The sequence below is a fragment of the Paraprevotella clara YIT 11840 genome (assembly GCF_000233955.1).
GTDB lineage: Bacteria > Bacteroidota > Bacteroidia > Bacteroidales > Bacteroidaceae > Paraprevotella > Paraprevotella clara.
This window is the reverse complement of the sequence record NZ_JH376608.1, coordinates 1468-18409: the sequence shown is the minus strand read 5'-3', so window position 1 is coordinate 18409 and position 16942 is coordinate 1468. Positions and strand designations below refer to the sequence as shown.

Here is a 16942-nt window from a genome sequence, read left to right as displayed (position 1 = left end):
ATCTCGGTTTTATGATAAATAAGGATTTAGAGCGGTTTATAGAGGGAAAATGCCCTTTTGAAGTTACAAACGGGCAACGGGAGATGATAGCCATGACGGCAGATTTCCTTTTGTCGGGGGACAAAGACGGGCTTTGTTTGTGGCGCGGATATGCCGGTACGGGCAAGACTTCCGTCCTAAGTGCATTGGTCAGGGCTTTGGACGATTTGAAGCAGAAAACCGTCCTGATGGCGCCTACGGGTCGGGCGTCCAAAGTCTTTGCCCTGCACGCGGGGCATCCGGCTTTTACCATTCATAAGCGCATATACCGTCAGAAGACTTTTTCCAATGAGACGGACAATTTCTTACAGAATGTCAACCTGCAAAAACATACCTTATTTATTGTGGACGAGGCTTCCATGATTTCGGGGAGTACCGGCGGAGTGGGGCATTTCGGTTCCGGTTGCTTGTTGGACGACTTGATACAGTTCGTGTATTCGGGCGAGGGATGCCGTTTGATGTTGGTGGGCGACACGGCACAGTTGCCTCCCGTGGGGGAAGAACTCAGTCCGGCCCTCTCGCGACGCGCATTGGAAGGATATGGCTTGCATGTATGGGAAGGCGAACTGACGCAAGTGGTCCGGCAGCATGACGAGAGCGGCATATTGTGGAATGCCACACGCCTGAGACATTGGATTACAGCGGATGAGTACACCGGCCTGCCCCAAGTGCGCATCCAAGGTTTTCCCGACATCCGTCGTGTACCCGGAGATGAATTGATAGAAGCTTTGGAAGAAGCCTACAGCCGGTGCGGACTGGACCAGACCATCGTGGTGACCCGGTCGAACAAACGGGCCAACATTTATAATAACGGCATAAGGGGGCGTATCCTGGGGCGGGAAGAAGAGCTTACGGGAGGCGACCAATTATTAGTGGCCAAGAACAATTATTTCTGGACTGCGGGACAGAAGGACTGTCCCTTTGATTTTTTGGCCAACGGTGACGTGGCGGTCGTGCGGAAAGTGCGGCGTACGCGTGAAATGTACGGGTTTCGCTTTGCCGATGTGTGGCTGCGCTTTCCCGATTATGACGATGTGGAGTTGGAGGCGACGGTATTGCTGGATACGTTACAGAGCGAAGCGCCGGCCTTGACGAAAACCCAATCCGATGCCTTGTTCTTTGCCGTAGAAGCGGATTATATGGACATTACGGTGAGGCGTGAACGGTTGAAGAAGTTGAAAACCGACCCGTATTTCAATGCCTTGCAAGTGAAATATGCCTATGCCGTGACTTGCCATAAGGCGCAGGGCGGACAGTGGCAACGGGTCTTCGTAGATCAGGGTTACGTGACGGAAGACATGCTTACGCCCGATTATGTCCGTTGGCTGTACACGGCCTTTACCCGGGCCACGGAAACTTTGTATCTGGTGAACTGGCCGCCGAATCAAATGGAAAGTGAGATGGGATAGAACGCTTCTGTCCGGATTTCTGATGGACTCCTCCGACGGATTTTCCATCATGAGGCAAATGAAAAATCAATTGGCTGAGAACGAAAAATCAATCGGCTGAGATTCGTTTTTCGTTCTCAGCCGATTGATTTGGGAATGTACGGAGAATGGTATGTTATTGTATGACAGTTTTTTATAAAAACTCTCGTGGGTAAGGGGAGAAAGAACGGACTGTCTTGGATATTCAACATCCTCCCGTAAGCCGGAGCGAGGGATGAAAAAAAGTGGGGAAGAGCCATGCTCCTCCCCACTTGCTATTCGATGCCGGACAGTGGCGCGGTTTACAATGCCGCCAGTTCGACGAATTTGTCTACGGCTGCACTCAGTCCGTCGGCATTCTTGCCGCCGGCTGTGGCAAAGTGGGGCTGTCCGCCGCCACCGCCCTGAATCAACTTGGCTGCTTCGCGGATGATTTTGCCTACGTTCATGCCGTGTGCCTTCACCATATTGTCCGAAGCCGCAGCCGTCAGCATGGGTTTGCCTTCGTGTAGGCTACCGATGATGACCAATGCGTCTTCCGCACCGTTCCGAAGCTGGAAAGCCATGTCTTTTACGAGATCGGCAGGCATGGGGAGAATGCCACGGTACAGCGTTACGCCGTTTACGATGGCGGCCTGCGAGACAATACGTGCCTTGGCCTGTGCGGCTTTTTCTTTCATGCTTTCTTCAATCTGCTTCTTCAGGGTTGCGTTTTCCTCAATGGATTTGAGGATGGCAGCTTTCACGTCCGGGGCATTGTTGAACATGGTCCTCAGTTCGTTTGTCAGGTCTTGCAGGGTATAAAGCATGTTTTCTACTTTTTCTCCCGTGATGGCCTCAATACGACGGATACCGGCAGCTACCGAACTCTCGCTCAGGATTTTCATCATACCGATACGTCCGGTGGATTTGGCATGGCAACCGCCACAGAATTCCACGCTGTCGCCGAATTGCACGACGCGTACCCGGTCACCGTATTTCTCTCCGAAGAGCGCGATGGCCCCCAGTTCCTTGGCCTTTTCTATCGGCATGTCACGATGGTCTTGCAGGGGCAGGTCTTCGCGGATTTTGGCATTGACGATACGTTCCACTTCGCGCAGTTGCTCGTCGGTCACTTTCTGGAAGTGAGAGAAGTCGAAGCGCAGGTATTCCGGAGTGACCAATGAACCTTTCTGTTCCACGTGTTCGCCCAACACCGTGCGCAGGGCCTGGTCGAGCAGGTGCGTACAAGTGTGGTTGGCTTCGCTGGCAGCGCGCAAATCGGTGTCTACGCAGGCCATGAAGTCGGCCTCGGGGTGCTCAGGCAAAGTCTTGGCGATATGTACCGGGAGGTTGTTTTCCCGTTTAGTGTCTACGATTTCTATGGTCTCGTGTTCCGAACAAAGCACACCGCGGTCACCCACTTGTCCGCCCATTTCGGCATAGAACGGCGTGTAGTCGAGTACGATTTGATAGAACGTCTGTTTCTTTTGCGTTACTTTGCGGTAGCGGAGGATGTGGCATTCGTGCTCAGTATAGTCCCAGCCTTTGAACTCGGTTTCTCCTTCTTTTACGACCACCCAGTCGCCCGTTTCCACGGCGGCGGCGTTGCGTGCGCGTTCTTTCTGCTTCTGCATCTCCGTATGGAATGTCTCTTCGTCCACGGCCATGCCGTTTTCACGACAGATGAGTTCCGTCAGGTCGAGTGGGAAACCATAGGTGTCGAACAGCGTGAAGGCTTCCACGCCGTCTATGACGGTCTTCCCGGCGGCACGCGTCTCGGCCATCACGCGGTCGAGCAGGCGGATACCGGTTTCCAAGGTGCGCAGGAAGGAGTCTTCTTCCTCTTTCATCACTTTGGAGATGAGCACCTTTTGGGCTTCCAACTCCGGGTAGGATTTTCCCATTTCCTGTACGAGTACGGGCAGGAGCTTGTACATGAAAGCTTCTTTCTGGCCTAAGAACGTATAGGCATAGCGTACGGCGCGGCGCAGGATACGGCGGATGACGTAACCGGCTTTGGCATTGCCCGGCAACTGGCCGTCGGCGATGGAGAAAGCTATGGTACGCAAGTGGTCGGCCACTACGCGCATGGCTACATCCTTCTTCGCGTCTTCACCGTATCGGCAATCCGACAAGTCGCCGATTACCTTGATGATAGGCTGGAACACGTCGGTGTCGTAATTGGAACGTTTGCCTTGCATCACAGCGCACAGACGTTCGAATCCCATACCCGTGTCGATGACTTTGGCCGGAAGGGGTTCCAAGGTCTGGTCGGCCTTACGGTTGTATTGCATGAACACGAGGTTCCATATTTCGATGACCAACGGGTTGTCCTTGTTCACCAGTTCGCGGCCGGGCACTTTCGCTTTTTCTTCTTCCGGACGCAGGTCGATATGGATTTCGGAGCACGGGCCGCAGGGGCCCGTGGCACCCATTTCCCAAAAGTTGTCGTGCTTGTTGCCGTTGATGATGTGGTCGGCCGGGAGGAACTTCTCCCAATAAGAAGCCGCTTCGTTGTCGCGTTCAAGTCCTTCTTCGGGTGAACCTTCGAAGACGGTGGCATATAGGTTGGACTTGTCGATCTTCAACACGTCTACCAGATATTCCCAAGCCCATTCGATGGCTTCTTTCTTGAAGTAGTCGCCGAAGCTCCAGTTGCCGAGCATTTCGAACATGGTATGGTGGTAAGTGTCATGGCCTACTTCTTCCAAATCGTTGTGCTTGCCGCTGACACGGAGGCATTTCTGCGAATCGGTGCAACGTTTGCTCGTGGCGGGACGGTTGCCCAGGATGATGTCTTTGAACTGGTTCATGCCCGCATTGGTAAACATCAGCGTCGGGTCGTCTTTGATGACCATCGGCGCGGACGGGACAATGAGGTGCCCCTTGGACTCGAAGAACTTGACGAACGAGTCGCGGATTTCGTTTGCAGTCATTTGATTTTTATTTTATGCGTTACTATTTTCCAAAAAGTTTTGCAAAGATAGGCCGTTTTGCCTACTTTTGCAAGGAAATGACTGGAAACGAACGGAAAAAGAGTTGAATTATGGCACTGAATCCGAATAAGGAGTTGAAACTTTATTATTCCATTGGAGAAGTGGCGGAAATGCTGGGGGTATCCGAGACTTTGCTGCGCTACTGGGAGAAAGAATTCCCCACGATAACCCCTAAAAAATCGGGACGGAACATCCGGCAGTACTCGCAGGAGGACATCGAACAAGTACGCCTGATTCACCATTTGGTCAAGGTGAAAGGCATGAAGCTGGCGGCCGCCCGCAAGGCTTTGCGGAACAGCAAGGGAGAAGTGGAGCGGAATATGGAGATTGTCGGCCGCCTGCAAGCCGTCCGCGAGGAGTTGATGCAAATAAAAAAGGAATTAGACGGTTTGGTCTGATTCCTTTCTGTAGTGTGTGGCCGGGATTGTCTCAGTCTATCCGGGTCACTTCTTCCACGCCGATCATGTTCTTCAGTTTGTTGCAGATTTTTTTGACGTCTTCCACGTCGTGCACTCCCAATTGTATTTCGCAATCGAATATGCCGTCTTTCGTCGTGACGGACAGTTTGTGGATGTTGATGTTGAACTGGTTGGACAGTATGCCCGTCATTTCGTGCAGGATTCCTACATTGTCGATGCCGCTGGCTTTGATGGTGGCGGGGAAGAACAGCGTTTTATGTACGTCCCACGTAACCGCGAGAATATGATTGCCGTCGCTGGTCTTGAGTTTGGCGGCCACTGGGCATTGGCGTTTGTGAATGTAAATGTGCTTGTCGCTGTCGATATATCCCAACACATCGTCGCCCGGGATGGGGTGGCAACATTCCGCAATGATGAAATTCTGAATGTTTTCTTCGTTCAGAACCACTGTTTTTTTCCGATCTATGGAGATGGGTTGTTCCGTGGTCGGTTTCTCTTTTGTTTTTGAAGAAGGAGACTTCTTCTTCAGGAAGGGGATGAAATGTGTCCAACTGTTGCCCTTGTTCCCTTGTTTCTCATGAAGCACATTCAAGTCGGCCGTGCCCAACACGACGTTTTTGCTGCCTATGGCCTGGAAGAGTTCTTCGCGGAACTTGATGCGGTGCAAGTCGCATAGTTTGTCGATGTTCATGCTGTTGGGTTCAACCTCTGCTTTTTCGAAGAATTCGTTAAGTATCTCTTCTCCTTGCTTTTGCAGCTCGCGTTCTTCGCGGCGCAGGATGGCTTGTATCTTGTTTTTGGCCTTGGCTGTGGTGGCGAAGTTGATCCACTCTTTCTGTACCCGTTGGGTTTTCGAGGTCAGGATTTCCACTTGGTCGCCGCTTTGTAATTTGTGGCTGAGCGGTACCAATTTATGATTCACCTTCGCACCGATGCAATGGCTGCCGAGAAACGTGTGGATACTGAATGCAAAATCGAGTGCCGTGCAGTCGGCCGGCATCGTCTTGAACTCCCCTTTGGGCGTAACTACGAAGATTTCCGAGGCGTAGAGGTTCAACTTGATGGCATCGAGGAAGTCCAAGGCGTTCGGCTGTGGGTCGTCCAGGATTTCTTTGATGGTGTGGAGCCATTTTTCCAGTTCGTCTTCGCTGTCTGCTGTCGTTTTGCTGCCTTCTTTATATTTCCAATGAGCGGCAAATCCTTGCTCTGCCATCTCGTCCATTCTTGTGGAGCGGATTTGCACTTCTATCCATTGGCCCGTCTTACTCATGAGCGTGACATGCAGAGCTTGGTAGCCATTGGCTTTCGGGTGAGTCAGCCAATCGCGCAACCGTTCGGGATGCGGCTTGTATATACGGCTGGCACACACGTAGATGCGGAAACATTCGCTGATTTCGTCTTCTGCCCTTTGCGGTTCGAAGATGATTCTTACGGCCAGGATATCGTAGACTTCTTCGAACTCGATATGCTTGTTTTGCATCTTGCACCAAATGGAATAAGGTGTTTTGATGCGTGCTTTGATGGTATAGGTAAGCCCCATTTTATCCAATGCCTCGCGGATGGGGCGCGTGAAATCTTCAAAGAGGGTTTCACGATGGGCGCGGGTTTGTGCCAGTTTGTCGATAATTTGCTGGTATTCCTCAGGATGCTCGTACCGGAAACTCAGGTCTTCCAGTTCTTCTTTGATTTTGTTCAGTCCGAGACGGTTGGCCAGCGGCGCATAAATATAAAGAGTTTCCCCTGCTATCTTATATTGTTTGTTGGGGGGCTGCGAGCCTAACGTACGCATATTATGCAACCGGTCGGAAATCTTGATGAGAATCACCCGGATGTCGTCGCTCATGGTCAGCAACAGTTTCTTGAAAGACTCGGCCTGGGCAGACGCCTTGTCGCCGAAGATGCCTCCCGATATTTTCGTAAGCCCGTCTACGATTTGAGCGATTTTAGGACCGAAAATGTTGGAGACGTCTTCCACGGTGTAGTCAGTGTCTTCTACCACGTCGTGGAGCAAGGCGGCACAGATGGAGGTAGAACCCAAGCCGATTTCGCTGCATACGATTTGGGCTACGGCCAGCGGATGCATGATGTAAGGTTCGCCGGAAAGGCGGCGCACTCCTTTGTGGGCTTGTTTGGCAAAATTAAAAGCCTTGGTAATGATTTCCACCTTTTTGCGGTGGCGTGACGCCAAATAAGTATTTATCAGATGCTGAAAAGCATCATTTACCATTTTCTCTTCGTCAAGTTGTTTTTTGGCAGAATCTTCCATGGTCACCTCCTTTTGTCTTTTGCGACTGTTTTATCTGACTTTCAGTTTTTTCCCGGCTCGTATGCTTGTACCTTTTATACCGTTGAGGCGTTTGAGTTTGGATACGGTCGTTCCGTAACGTTTCGCAATCGTCGAGAGAGTCTCTCCCGAACGTATGGTATGGGTTCTCGATTTGCTGCGGCTGCTCTTGCTGCTGCGTGAACGTGTAGCAGATGATTTTTTTGCAGATTGGCTTACAGCCACTTCGCTACGGTTGGTGAACAGTTCGTCCGACTTATAGGTGTAAACGGAATCTCCGGCCGCAATGAACGCGCTGATACCGTGGGTAGGCAGACGGAGAATGCAGCTTTTTTTGGCGCCCGGAATAAGTCCCGTACGGTATTGCGGATTAAGGGCTTTGACTTCTTCCGCCTTGACGTTGCATACAGCTACGATTTGGTCGAAATGCACGTCGCGGTCAACGATGATGGTGTCCGTGCTGGGAGGCAACGTGGTGGTCATCGGGCATATATTATGTTCGCAATAATAGTTCATGACGTAATTGGCGGCAATAAAAGCCGGTACGTAACCTCTTGTTTCCTGCGGAAGATAAGGATAGATTTGCCAATAATCCCTGCTTCCCCCTGCGCGTCGGATGGCCTTGTTTACGTTGGCCGGCCCGCAGTTGTAGGCAGCAATGACCAAAGTCCAGTCGCCGAAAATCTGATAAAGGTCTTGCAGGTAATGTGCGGCTGCATACGAGGATTTGATGGGGTCACGACGTTCGTCTATCAGACTATTGACATCGAGGCCGTACACTTTACCGGTAGAAATCATGAATTGCCACAATCCGGCTGCACCGACCCGGGAGGTGGCTCCGGGGTTGAGGGCGGACTCGATGACCGGCAGGTATTTCAGTTCCAAGGGTAACTGGTAACTTTCCAATGCTTCCTCGAATATGGGTACATAGAAATTATTGGCTGCCAGCATGTAAGATACGGAGCGTCTCAGCCGTGTACAATATTGGTCGATGAATTTCCGTACCACCTCGTTATAGGGCATTTCTATGACGTTGGGCAGGCGGTTGAGTCGCGAGATGTATTCCTCCTTGCTGTATTGCGGATTCTCGTCCGAACTTTCGCATTTCTCATCCACTCCCAGATAGTTCTTGGTGTTCCATTCTTGCAACAGGCTGTCTATTTCATAGGTCATACCTTCCGGGAGGCCGATCACTTCGTCTTTTCCCGTCTGGTCGTCGTGTACGGTGATGTCGTTTTGTGCTTTCATCCCTGTAGCCAATAAAGCTGCTATACAGAATAATCCGATTTTCTTCATCATGGTTTAAAAGTTTAAATTACATTGGACGCCTACCGAAGCCTCCCGTCCCCGCCCTCCAAAATTAAAGACGGCCGGTTCGATTCGCAAACCCAAATCTTTGGAAATGTCGAAAGACGAGAGTTCCGCGTCCACGTATGCGTCTACTACCGACAGCAGATATACGGCTATCATGGCGAATATACTCATGTCCCGGTACTTGCGGTAATAGTTCTTTTTGTTCTTGAATATTTCTTTGTATTGGTCTTCCCGGCCTGCAATGCTGTAATTCAACGGGAGCATATTTTCGTAACTCTTCGTGTTGGGGTCGTCATCCATAATATCCAGATAGGCTTGTGAATAGTCGCCATACATCTGGTTGTTCCACGTCAGGGCATAGAGGCAACCTAAAAAACCGCCGTAGACAATAGGTATCTTCCACAGTTTGCGGTTGTAAATCTGTCCGGCTCCCGGAATAATCAGGGATAACCATAGGGCACGCTGTGGATTGGGAATGAAACGCTTTTCCATAAAAGAGGGCGTGTGGCGGAGCAATGAATCGCTTTTCAGGCCGATGGCAGTGGAATCCAATGCGGTTGCTGTGGTGTCCGTCAACGTTCCTGCGGACGGCAAACTGTCGCCGGGCGTGGGGGGCGTTTCGGTGATAACGGGTGGAATGCTGTCTTTGGCCGTAACGGCCAACGTGTCGGCAAGCAAGGGTACTGCGGTGGGCACGGAATCGTGTACGGCAGGTATACTGTCTGCTGCCGGAGACGTTTGTCCCCAAACTGAAGACATCCCGCCGTGCATGAACAAGATGCCGAGCAGGATGAGTGAATGACGATATAAGAGTTTAATACACTTCAACTTTTTAAACGGTCAAACAGTTCGATAATACGTTCCAATTCTTCTTCATTCGCAAACGGAATGCTGATTTTACCCTTGCCTTTATCCGAGCAAGTGAGTTGTACTTTGGCTTGAAAGAATTTAGATAGACTTTGTTTCAAAACGTTGTATTCTTCGGGAAGACGTGCTCCCTTCGGTGTGATTTTTTTACCTCCGCTTTTTACGCTTTCGCCCTCCGTGAGAGCTTTGACCATTTCTTCTACCTTCCGGACGGAAAGGTTCTCCTGAATGATTTGCTGGAATAGTTTGATTTGCAGTGTAGGGTTATCCAAAGCAAGTAAAGCGCGTGCGTGTCCCATGTCGATGTCTTTGTTTTGCAAAGCCATCTGAATAGGAGCGGGCAAACGGAGCAGACGCAGGTAGTTCGTGATGGTAGAGCGGTTTTTACCGATGCGTTCACTCAATTTCTCTTGCGTCAGGTTGTATTGTTCGATAAGATGTTGGTAGGCCAGTGCGATCTCCACCGAATTCAGGTCTTCGCGTTGGATGTTCTCTATCAAGGCCATTTCCATGACATTCTCGTCATCTGCCGTACGTATGTATGCCGGGATGGTGTGCAGGCCGGCTTGTTTGGAAGCTCTCCAGCGCCGTTCTCCGGCGATAATCTGAAACGTGTCGTCTTCCATCTTGCGGAGTGTGATGGGTTGTACGATGCCGATTTCCGCAATGGAGTCGGCCAACTCGCGCAGACTTTCAGGGTCAAAATCCCTTCTCGGCTGGTTGGGATTCGGAGAAATCTTGTCCAGTTCGATTTCATTGATGGTAGAGGAACCGTCCGTGTGAACTTCCTTGGTGGAAATCAGGGCGTCCAGTCCTCGTCCTAAAGCAGGGTATTTCTTGTGTACAGCCATTCTTTTTTCTGTTATTTGTCTTTTTCAATAATTTCTTTCGCCAAAGCCAAATGGTTCTTGGAACCTGTGGAGTCCGTGTCGTAAAGGATAACCGGAAGACCGTGGCTTGGGGCTTCGCTGAGTTTGACGTTCCGTTGGATGACGGTTTTGAAGACTAATTCCTGGAAATGCTTTTTTACCTCATCATAAATCTGGTTGGCCAGACGCAGGCGGCTGTCATACATGGTCAGCAAGAAACCTTCGATTTCCAAAGACGGATTGAGCTTGGATTTGATAATCTTGATCGTATTGAGAAGTTTGCTGATACCTTCCAATGCGAAATATTCACACTGGACCGGGATGATTACGGCATCGGCTGCCGTCAATGCGTTTACGGTGATGAGGCCTAATGAAGGGGAACAATCTATCAAAATGTAATCGTATTCGCTCTTCATGGGGGAAAGGATACCCGTCAGCACTTTTTCCCGGTTGGGAAGGTTCAGCATTTCTATTTCCGCACCGACCAAATCGATGTGAGAAGGAATGATGTCCAATCCCTCGATATCCGTAGTATAAATGGCATCGCGCGGATCTGCGTGATCGATGATACATTCATAGATAGAGCAGTCTATTTCAGATACGTCTACTCCCAAACCGGAAGACGCATTGGCCTGAGGATCCGCATCGACAAGCAAGACCTTTTTTTCCAATGTCGCTAAAGAGGCGGCCAGATTCATCGAAGTCGTGGTCTTTCCGACCCCTCCTTTCTGATTTGCTAAAGCAATAATCTTTCCCATATCCTAATATTTGGTTTGCACAAAAGTAACGTATTCCTGACTACTGCGCTTTAGAGAATGCAGATAGAAACGTTAAATTGTTGAAAACTCGACTATATTGTTAATAACTGCGAGGAACATCATGCCGCAAAGATAATGTTTTTCGGTGAAAGCACTGAGCTTTTAAACCTTTTTTCGTACTTTTGTGGAAACAAATATAGGTGAAAATGAACGACATGAGGCCGCTTATCCTACTCTCGAACGATGATGGAGTACAGGCAAAAGGATTGAACGAATTAATAGATATGTTGTCTCCCTTGGGAGATATTCTTGTAATGGCGCCGGACAGTGCCCGTTCCGGTTCCGCGTGTGCGATTACGTCACACGACCCTTTACGTTATCGCGTCGTGGCTGTGCGTCCGGGCATAAAAGTCTGTGCGTGTAGCGGGACACCGGTAGACTGTGTGAAACTGGCACTTGAAATGGAAACCGGCCGTAAGCCGGATGTGGTGGTCAGTGGCATCAACCATGGGGACAATTCTTCTGTCAACGTACATTATTCGGGGACGATGGGTGTGGTGTTGGAAGGCTGCATGAAAGGCATCCCGTCTATCGGTTTTTCCTTGTGCGATTTCGATGCGGATGCTGATTTTTCTCCTACCGTCCCATACGTGCGAGGCATTGTGGAGCGTGTGTTGAAAACGGGATTGCCAGCAGGGGTATGTCTGAATGTAAACTTTCCCCGACCGTCGGGACAGGGTTACCGTGGGACGAAGATATGCAGGATGGCCCGTGGGATGTGGTCCAACGAGTTGTATGCAGCCGACCATCCTCGGGGTGGAAAATATTTTTGGCTCACCGGCGAGTATACCAACAAGGAACCGGAGTGTACGGATACGGATGCGTGGGCTTTGGCGCACGGCTATGTGGCGGTAACTCCCGTCACGGTGGACGTGACGGCTTATCAGGCCATGGACGGACTCAAAGACTTGGAAGTTTTATGAAATATTATCTGATTGTCGGTGAGGCCAGTGGGGATTTGCATGCGTCTCATCTGATGAAAGAACTGAAAGCCCGGGATGCCGAAGCGGATTTCCGCTTTTTGGGAGGAGACCTGATGAAGGCGCAAGGCGGGACTTTGGTTCGGCATTATAAAGAATTGGCCTATATGGGGTTTATTCCCGTGTTGCTCCATCTGCGTACGATACTGCACAACATGAAGGCGTGCAAACGGGACGTGTTGGAATGGAATCCCGATGTGTTGATTCTGGTGGATTATCCCGGTTTCAACTTGTCTGTGGCGGAATTCGTGCATGCGCATAGTCCCATACCGGTATATTACTATATCTCTCCCAAGATATGGGCATGGAAGGAGTATCGTATCAAGAATATCAAACGCGATGTGGACGAGCTTTTTTCCATCCTTCCGTTTGAAGTGGATTTCTTTGAGGGGAAGCATCATTATCCTATTCACTATGTGGGTAACCCTACATTGGACGAAGTGGAGGCTTACAAAAGGGAAAACGAAAAAGACTTCGGACGTTTTGCGGAAGACAACGGCCTGGAGGGCAAGCCCGTCTTGGCTTTGTTGGCCGGGAGCCGTAAACAGGAAATCAAAGACAACTTGCCCATGATGGTAGAAGCAGCTTCCGTTTATGAGGGGCAGTATGAGTTGGTGTTGGCGGCAGCTCCTAATATAGACCCTGAATTTTATGGAAAAGTGTTACGGGGCAGCCGTGTGAAAATCCTGTACGGCCAGACCTATCGTATATTGCACCACGCCTGCGCAGCTTTGGTCACGTCCGGGACGGCCACGTTGGAGACAGCCCTTTTCCGGGTGCCCCAAGTGGTGTGTTATTATACGGCCTGTGGCAAACTGGTTTCTTTCTTACGTCGGCATATCCTGAAAGTCCGTTATATTTCGCTGGTCAATCTGGTCGCCGGGCGAGAAGTGGTCAGGGAGTTGGTGGCCGACGGGATGAGCGTGGGGAATATACGGGAGGAACTTTCTCGGATTCTGCCCGGCGGAAACGGACGCACGGCCATGTTGCAGGGCTATGAAGAGATGGCTGTCAAGTTAGGAGATACCGGTGCGCCCGCGAAGGCGGCAAGTCTCATGCTTCGTCTGTTGAAGCGTGGCGTGGGACGGAGAGCCACTTCCGATAGCTGTCGTTAAGACAGACCTGTATGGATAATGAAAGAGCGGGAACCGTTGCTTTGAGCGAATGGTTCCCGTTTCTTGTATCAGGTATGGCCCCGTCATGGCCGGGTTGTCTTTTTCTCCTTATTATAATAAGGTAAGGGTGTAGAGGTAGATGACAGAAGCCGGAATGGCCAGTAACGAACTGTCAAAACGGTCGAGCATCCCTCCATGTCCCGGCAGGATATTGCCGCTGTCTTTGATTTGCAACTGCCGTTTCAGAAGGCTTTCCACAAGGTCGCCCCACGTACCGAATATTACTACCGTGAGCGCCAGTCCCAACCATTCCCATCTGTCGAGCGACGGTTCGAAACAGGCAAAAATCTGTGAAGCGGCCACGGCGACCAATCCTCCTCCGACGGAACCCTCCCACGACTTGTTCGGAGAGATGCGCGGGAACAGTTTGTGACGACCGAAAAGCGAACCGAAACAGTAAGCTCCGGAGTCGCTGGCCCAAAGGAATACGAATACGGACAACGGAAGCATGCCCGCATAGGCCACACCGATGCTGTAAGACGCTTCGGGTTGGTAAGCCAGGATATTGAGCGACGCAAACGGCAGGGCCACGTACATCTGGCTCATCATGGTATAGGCCCAGTTGTTCAGTGCATGTTCGCTTTTCAGGTAAAGTTCACTGACCAACAGGTACACCACTGACAACAGATACGGGATGAATACCCCGGAAGGAGTAAGATTGCTGCAAAAGCCCGAAACGGCTAAAAAAAGGTAAATCCCGGCCACCGTACAAATCACCGCATTGGTTTGTACATCGGCCCGTCGGTTCACCACTTGGCAAAACTCCCATACGCTCAGACCCGTTATCACGGCAAAGAGCAGGGTGAATGTGACGTTACTCCATAAAATACCACCCACCAGTACCGTTACGAAAGCGATACCGGTGGCTGTACGGAGACATAAATTCTTTATTTTATCGGTCATTTTTCTTTAGGGGCTTGTGTGTCTTGCGGTTTCTCGGCCTCGTGATCGGATGCTTGTGCCGTGGCTTCCGTAGGATGTTCGGCCGACGCTTCCGTCGGTTGCTCGTCCGAGGCTAGCGCACCCTGTTCTTCTTTTTGCTCGTCAGACTCCTGGGCCATCTCGTCTCCCGGGAGTTCTTCGTTCATGCTAAGCAACTCTTCCGTACGGCTGGTCCACGGCCGTTTGCCGAAAATCTTCTCCACGTCTTCGGCGAAAATCACTTCGCGCTCCACCAACACTTTTGCCAATTCCGCATGCCCGTCCTGATGTTCGCGTAACAAAGATTTGGCCCGTTCGTATTGTTCGGCAATCATGTGCTTCACTTCCTCGTCAATCAGTTGTGCGGTCTGGTCGGAATAAGGCTTCGTAAAGTTGTATTCGTCGTTGTTGTAATAACAGAGGTTCGGCAATCGTTCACTCATACCCAGATAGGCAATCATGCTGTAAGCCTGTTTGGTCACGCGTTCCAGGTCGTTCAACGCTCCGGAAGATATGTGTCCCGTGAATAATTCTTCGGCGGCCCGGCCACCCAATGTAGCACACATTTCGTCAAGCATCTGCTCTTTGGTCGTAATCTGTCGTTCTTCGGGCAGATACCAGGCGGCTCCCAGTGCACGTCCGCGCGGCACGATGGTCACTTTAATCAGCGGGTTGGCATATTGCAGGAACCAGGAAATGGTGGCATGTCCCGCTTCGTGCAAGGCTATGGTCTGTTTTTCTTCCACCGTCATGACTTTGGTCTGTTTCTCCAGTCCTCCGATAATGCGGTCTACAGCACTGAGGAAATCTTCTTTGCCTACGGCCTTTTTACCATGCCGGGCTGCAATCAGGGCTGCTTCGTTGCATACGTTGGCGATATCGGCACCGGAGAAACCGGGCGTTTGACGGGCCAACAAGTCAATGTCTACCGTGCTGTCCGTTTTCACCGGACGGAGATGGACTTTGAATACGGCTTTCCGTTCATTCAGGTCCGGCAAGTCCACGTGTATCTGCCGGTCGAAACGTCCGGCACGCAACAAGGCTTTGTCCAGAATGTCCACCCGGTTGGTGGCTGCCAGAATGATGACACCGCTGTTGGTGCCGAAACCGTCCATCTCGGTCAGCAACTGGTTCAATGTGTTTTCCCGTTCGTCATTGCCTCCCATGGCCGGGTTCTTGCCGCGTGCACGTCCCACGGCGTCGATTTCGTCGATGAAGATGATACACGGAGCCTTTTCCTTAGCCTGGCGGAACAGGTCACGCACACGGCTGGCTCCCACGCCTACGAACATTTCTACGAAATCGGAACCGGAAAGAGAGAAAAACGGGACGTTAGCCTCTCCGGCTACAGCCTTGGCCAATAACGTCTTACCCGTTCCCGGAGGACCTACCAGCAAAGCACCTTTGGGTATTTTACCTCCGAGGTCGGTGAACTTCTTCGGATTTTTGAGGAACTCCACGATTTCCTCCACCTCCATTTTGGCACCGGCCTGTCCGGCCACGTCTTTGAAAGTCACTCTCGTGGCTTCTCCTTTCTCAATCAGTTTGGCTTTGCTTTTACCGACGTTGAACACGCTTCCGCCCGTAGGGCTTCCGCCGCCCATCCGTCTCATGATGAATACCCAGATGGCGATAATGAAGAGCAAGGGGAAGAAGTTCCAGAAGATATTGCTCATGAAGTCGTTGCTCTGTTCGAAGCGCAAGTTTCCCTTGAAATTGTTGTTCGCCCGGGCTTCATCCACGAGGTCCATCAGTTTTTCGTTGGAGGCATATTCCACGGTGACCATCGGAACCGTTCCTATTTTCTTGAAGTCGTCCGTGCCGAACACATCTTTCAAATGTTCTTTCGACACATACATTTCCAATACCCCCTTGTCTTTTTGCGCAATGATTTTAGAGGCATAACCGCTTTTTACGTATTGTTCGAACTGCGTGTAGTCCACCGTTTTAGAGGAACTTCCACCCGTACCCGTAAAGAAGAGATACACCAATATCACAATGATAATGCCGTAAATCCAGTTCATGTTGAACCGCGGCATTTTATTTTTGTTTTCTTTTTCGTTCATAATGTTTTTAAGGTGAGTTTAGTCAATGTCGGGAAGAGAAGTCAGTTGTGCGTCTGCCCATAAGTGTTCGATGTCGTAAAAGTCGCGTGTTTGCGGCAAGAAAACATGTACGATGATGTCCGTGTAATCCATTGCCACCCACTCGGCGTTTCTCAACCCGTCCACGGCTACAGGTTTGGCGTGCGCCTTAAGCCGTGCGGATTCCCCGATGGATTCCGCTATCGCCTGCACCTGTGAGGGCGAATTTCCTTGGCAGATGATGAAATATTGGCAGATGGTGTCACCTATGTTCGTCAAGTCGGCTACGACGATGTTCTTTCCTTTCTTGTCCTGTATGCCTTCCGTGATGGCATTTACTAATTGTTGCGTTTCGTTCATGCGTTAATTCATACATAATTTGTCGGGCAAAGATAGTATATAATATGTTATCATTCCAATTTTTAGGCTCAAAACCCTTTGCTTTTTATCTTTTTTAGATAATATAATCCGGTTTGTGCCTGGCGGTTCGTCCGGAAACAGAGAGAGACCATCGTAGAGGAAGATTTTTATGGACACGGCGGCTTCCCTACGAAAAAAGGGAATAAAAATTTGTGGGTTCGAAAATAAGTCGCTAAATTTGCAGTCGCAAAAAGGACAATGGGCTATGGTGTAATGGTAACACAACAGATTCTGGTCCTGTTTTTCCAGGTTCGAATCCTGGTAGCCCAACGGAAAGGGTGTCGGTGGCACCTGATTTTTGCGGAAGATTGGACTATGGTGTAATGGTAACACAACAGATTCTGGTC

Annotated in this window: 13 protein-coding genes and 2 tRNA genes (1 of these 15 cut by a window edge); 6 read left to right on the top strand and 9 right to left on the bottom strand. The window is 50.5% G+C overall.

The window, feature by feature from the left end:
* Nucleotides 1-11 precede the first annotated feature (11 nt).
* Entirely contained in the window at nt 12-1448 is a 1437-nt protein-coding gene (locus HMPREF9441_RS11150; RefSeq protein ID WP_008621190.1) for an ATP-dependent DNA helicase, read from the top strand.
* 320 nt (nt 1449-1768) lie between these two features.
* On the opposite strand, the gene alaS is transcribed toward HMPREF9441_RS11150, so the two are convergent.
* Nucleotides 1769-4384 (bottom strand): alanine--tRNA ligase, encoded by a 2616-nt coding sequence (alaS, locus tag HMPREF9441_RS11145; RefSeq protein ID WP_008621187.1) that lies wholly within the window; start codon nt 4382-4384, stop codon nt 1769-1771.
* A gap of 110 nt (nt 4385-4494) precedes the next feature.
* Between alaS and HMPREF9441_RS11140 the strand changes: the two genes are divergently transcribed.
* Nucleotides 4495-4842: a MerR family transcriptional regulator gene (locus HMPREF9441_RS11140; RefSeq protein WP_008621186.1), complete on the top strand. Its 348-nt coding sequence runs from the start codon at nt 4495-4497 to the stop codon at nt 4840-4842.
* Nucleotides 4843-4873: 31 nt separating this feature from the next.
* On the opposite strand, the gene HMPREF9441_RS11135 is transcribed toward HMPREF9441_RS11140, so the two are convergent.
* From HMPREF9441_RS11135 to HMPREF9441_RS11110, 5 genes are read right to left on the bottom strand one after another with little or no spacing between them, the layout of a single operon-like run.
* Complete coding sequence (locus tag HMPREF9441_RS11135; protein WP_008621183.1) at nt 4874-7129, bottom strand: RelA/SpoT family protein; 2256 nt, start codon at nt 7127-7129, stop codon at nt 4874-4876.
* Between the two features lie 30 nt (nt 7130-7159).
* Nucleotides 7160-8446: a lytic transglycosylase domain-containing protein gene (locus tag HMPREF9441_RS11130; RefSeq protein ID WP_008621181.1), complete on the bottom strand. Its 1287-nt coding sequence runs from the start codon at nt 8444-8446 to the stop codon at nt 7160-7162.
* A 3-nt stretch (nt 8447-8449) separates the two neighbouring features.
* Nucleotides 8450-9289, bottom strand: coding sequence for a DUF5683 domain-containing protein (locus HMPREF9441_RS19070; protein ID WP_244949737.1), 840 nt, complete (start codon nt 9287-9289; stop codon nt 8450-8452).
* Nucleotides 9286-10179, bottom strand: coding sequence for a ParB/RepB/Spo0J family partition protein (locus HMPREF9441_RS11115; RefSeq protein ID WP_008621176.1), 894 nt, complete (start codon nt 10177-10179; stop codon nt 9286-9288). The genes HMPREF9441_RS19070 and HMPREF9441_RS11115 overlap by 4 nt, the downstream gene beginning before the upstream one ends.
* Nucleotides 10180-10190: 11 nt before the next feature.
* A complete protein-coding gene (locus HMPREF9441_RS11110) occupies nt 10191-10955 on the bottom strand; it encodes a ParA family protein (protein WP_008621174.1) in 765 nt (254 codons plus the stop codon).
* A 206-nt stretch (nt 10956-11161) separates the two neighbouring features.
* Between HMPREF9441_RS11110 and surE the strand changes: the two genes are divergently transcribed.
* Nucleotides 11162-11938: a 5'/3'-nucleotidase SurE gene (gene surE, locus HMPREF9441_RS11105; protein WP_008621172.1), complete on the top strand. Its 777-nt coding sequence runs from the start codon at nt 11162-11164 to the stop codon at nt 11936-11938.
* Nucleotides 11935-13110 (top strand): lipid-A-disaccharide synthase, encoded by a 1176-nt coding sequence (lpxB, locus tag HMPREF9441_RS11100; RefSeq protein WP_008621170.1) that lies wholly within the window; start codon nt 11935-11937, stop codon nt 13108-13110. The genes surE and lpxB overlap by 4 nt, the downstream gene beginning before the upstream one ends.
* A 111-nt stretch (nt 13111-13221) precedes the next feature.
* Here the strand turns inward: lpxB and HMPREF9441_RS11095 are convergent, their stop codons facing one another.
* From HMPREF9441_RS11095 to rsfS, 3 genes are read right to left on the bottom strand one after another with little or no spacing between them, the layout of a single operon-like run.
* On the bottom strand, nt 13222-14073 hold the full coding sequence (locus HMPREF9441_RS11095; protein WP_008621169.1) for a phosphatidate cytidylyltransferase: 852 nt from the start codon (nt 14071-14073) through the stop codon (nt 13222-13224).
* Nucleotides 14070-16157, bottom strand: a complete 2088-nt coding sequence (gene ftsH, locus HMPREF9441_RS11090; protein ID WP_008621168.1) for an ATP-dependent zinc metalloprotease FtsH — start codon at nt 16155-16157, stop codon at nt 14070-14072. The genes HMPREF9441_RS11095 and ftsH overlap by 4 nt, the downstream gene beginning before the upstream one ends.
* An 18-nt stretch (nt 16158-16175) precedes the next feature.
* Nucleotides 16176-16535: a ribosome silencing factor gene (rsfS, locus tag HMPREF9441_RS11085; protein ID WP_008621167.1), complete on the bottom strand. Its 360-nt coding sequence runs from the start codon at nt 16533-16535 to the stop codon at nt 16176-16178.
* A gap of 259 nt (nt 16536-16794) precedes the next feature.
* Here rsfS and HMPREF9441_RS11080 point away from each other — a divergent pair.
* A tRNA-Gln gene (locus tag HMPREF9441_RS11080) sits at nt 16795-16865 on the top strand.
* A gap of 39 nt (nt 16866-16904) precedes the next feature.
* A tRNA-OTHER gene (locus HMPREF9441_RS18390) sits at nt 16905-16942 on the top strand (it continues 67 nt past the right edge of the window).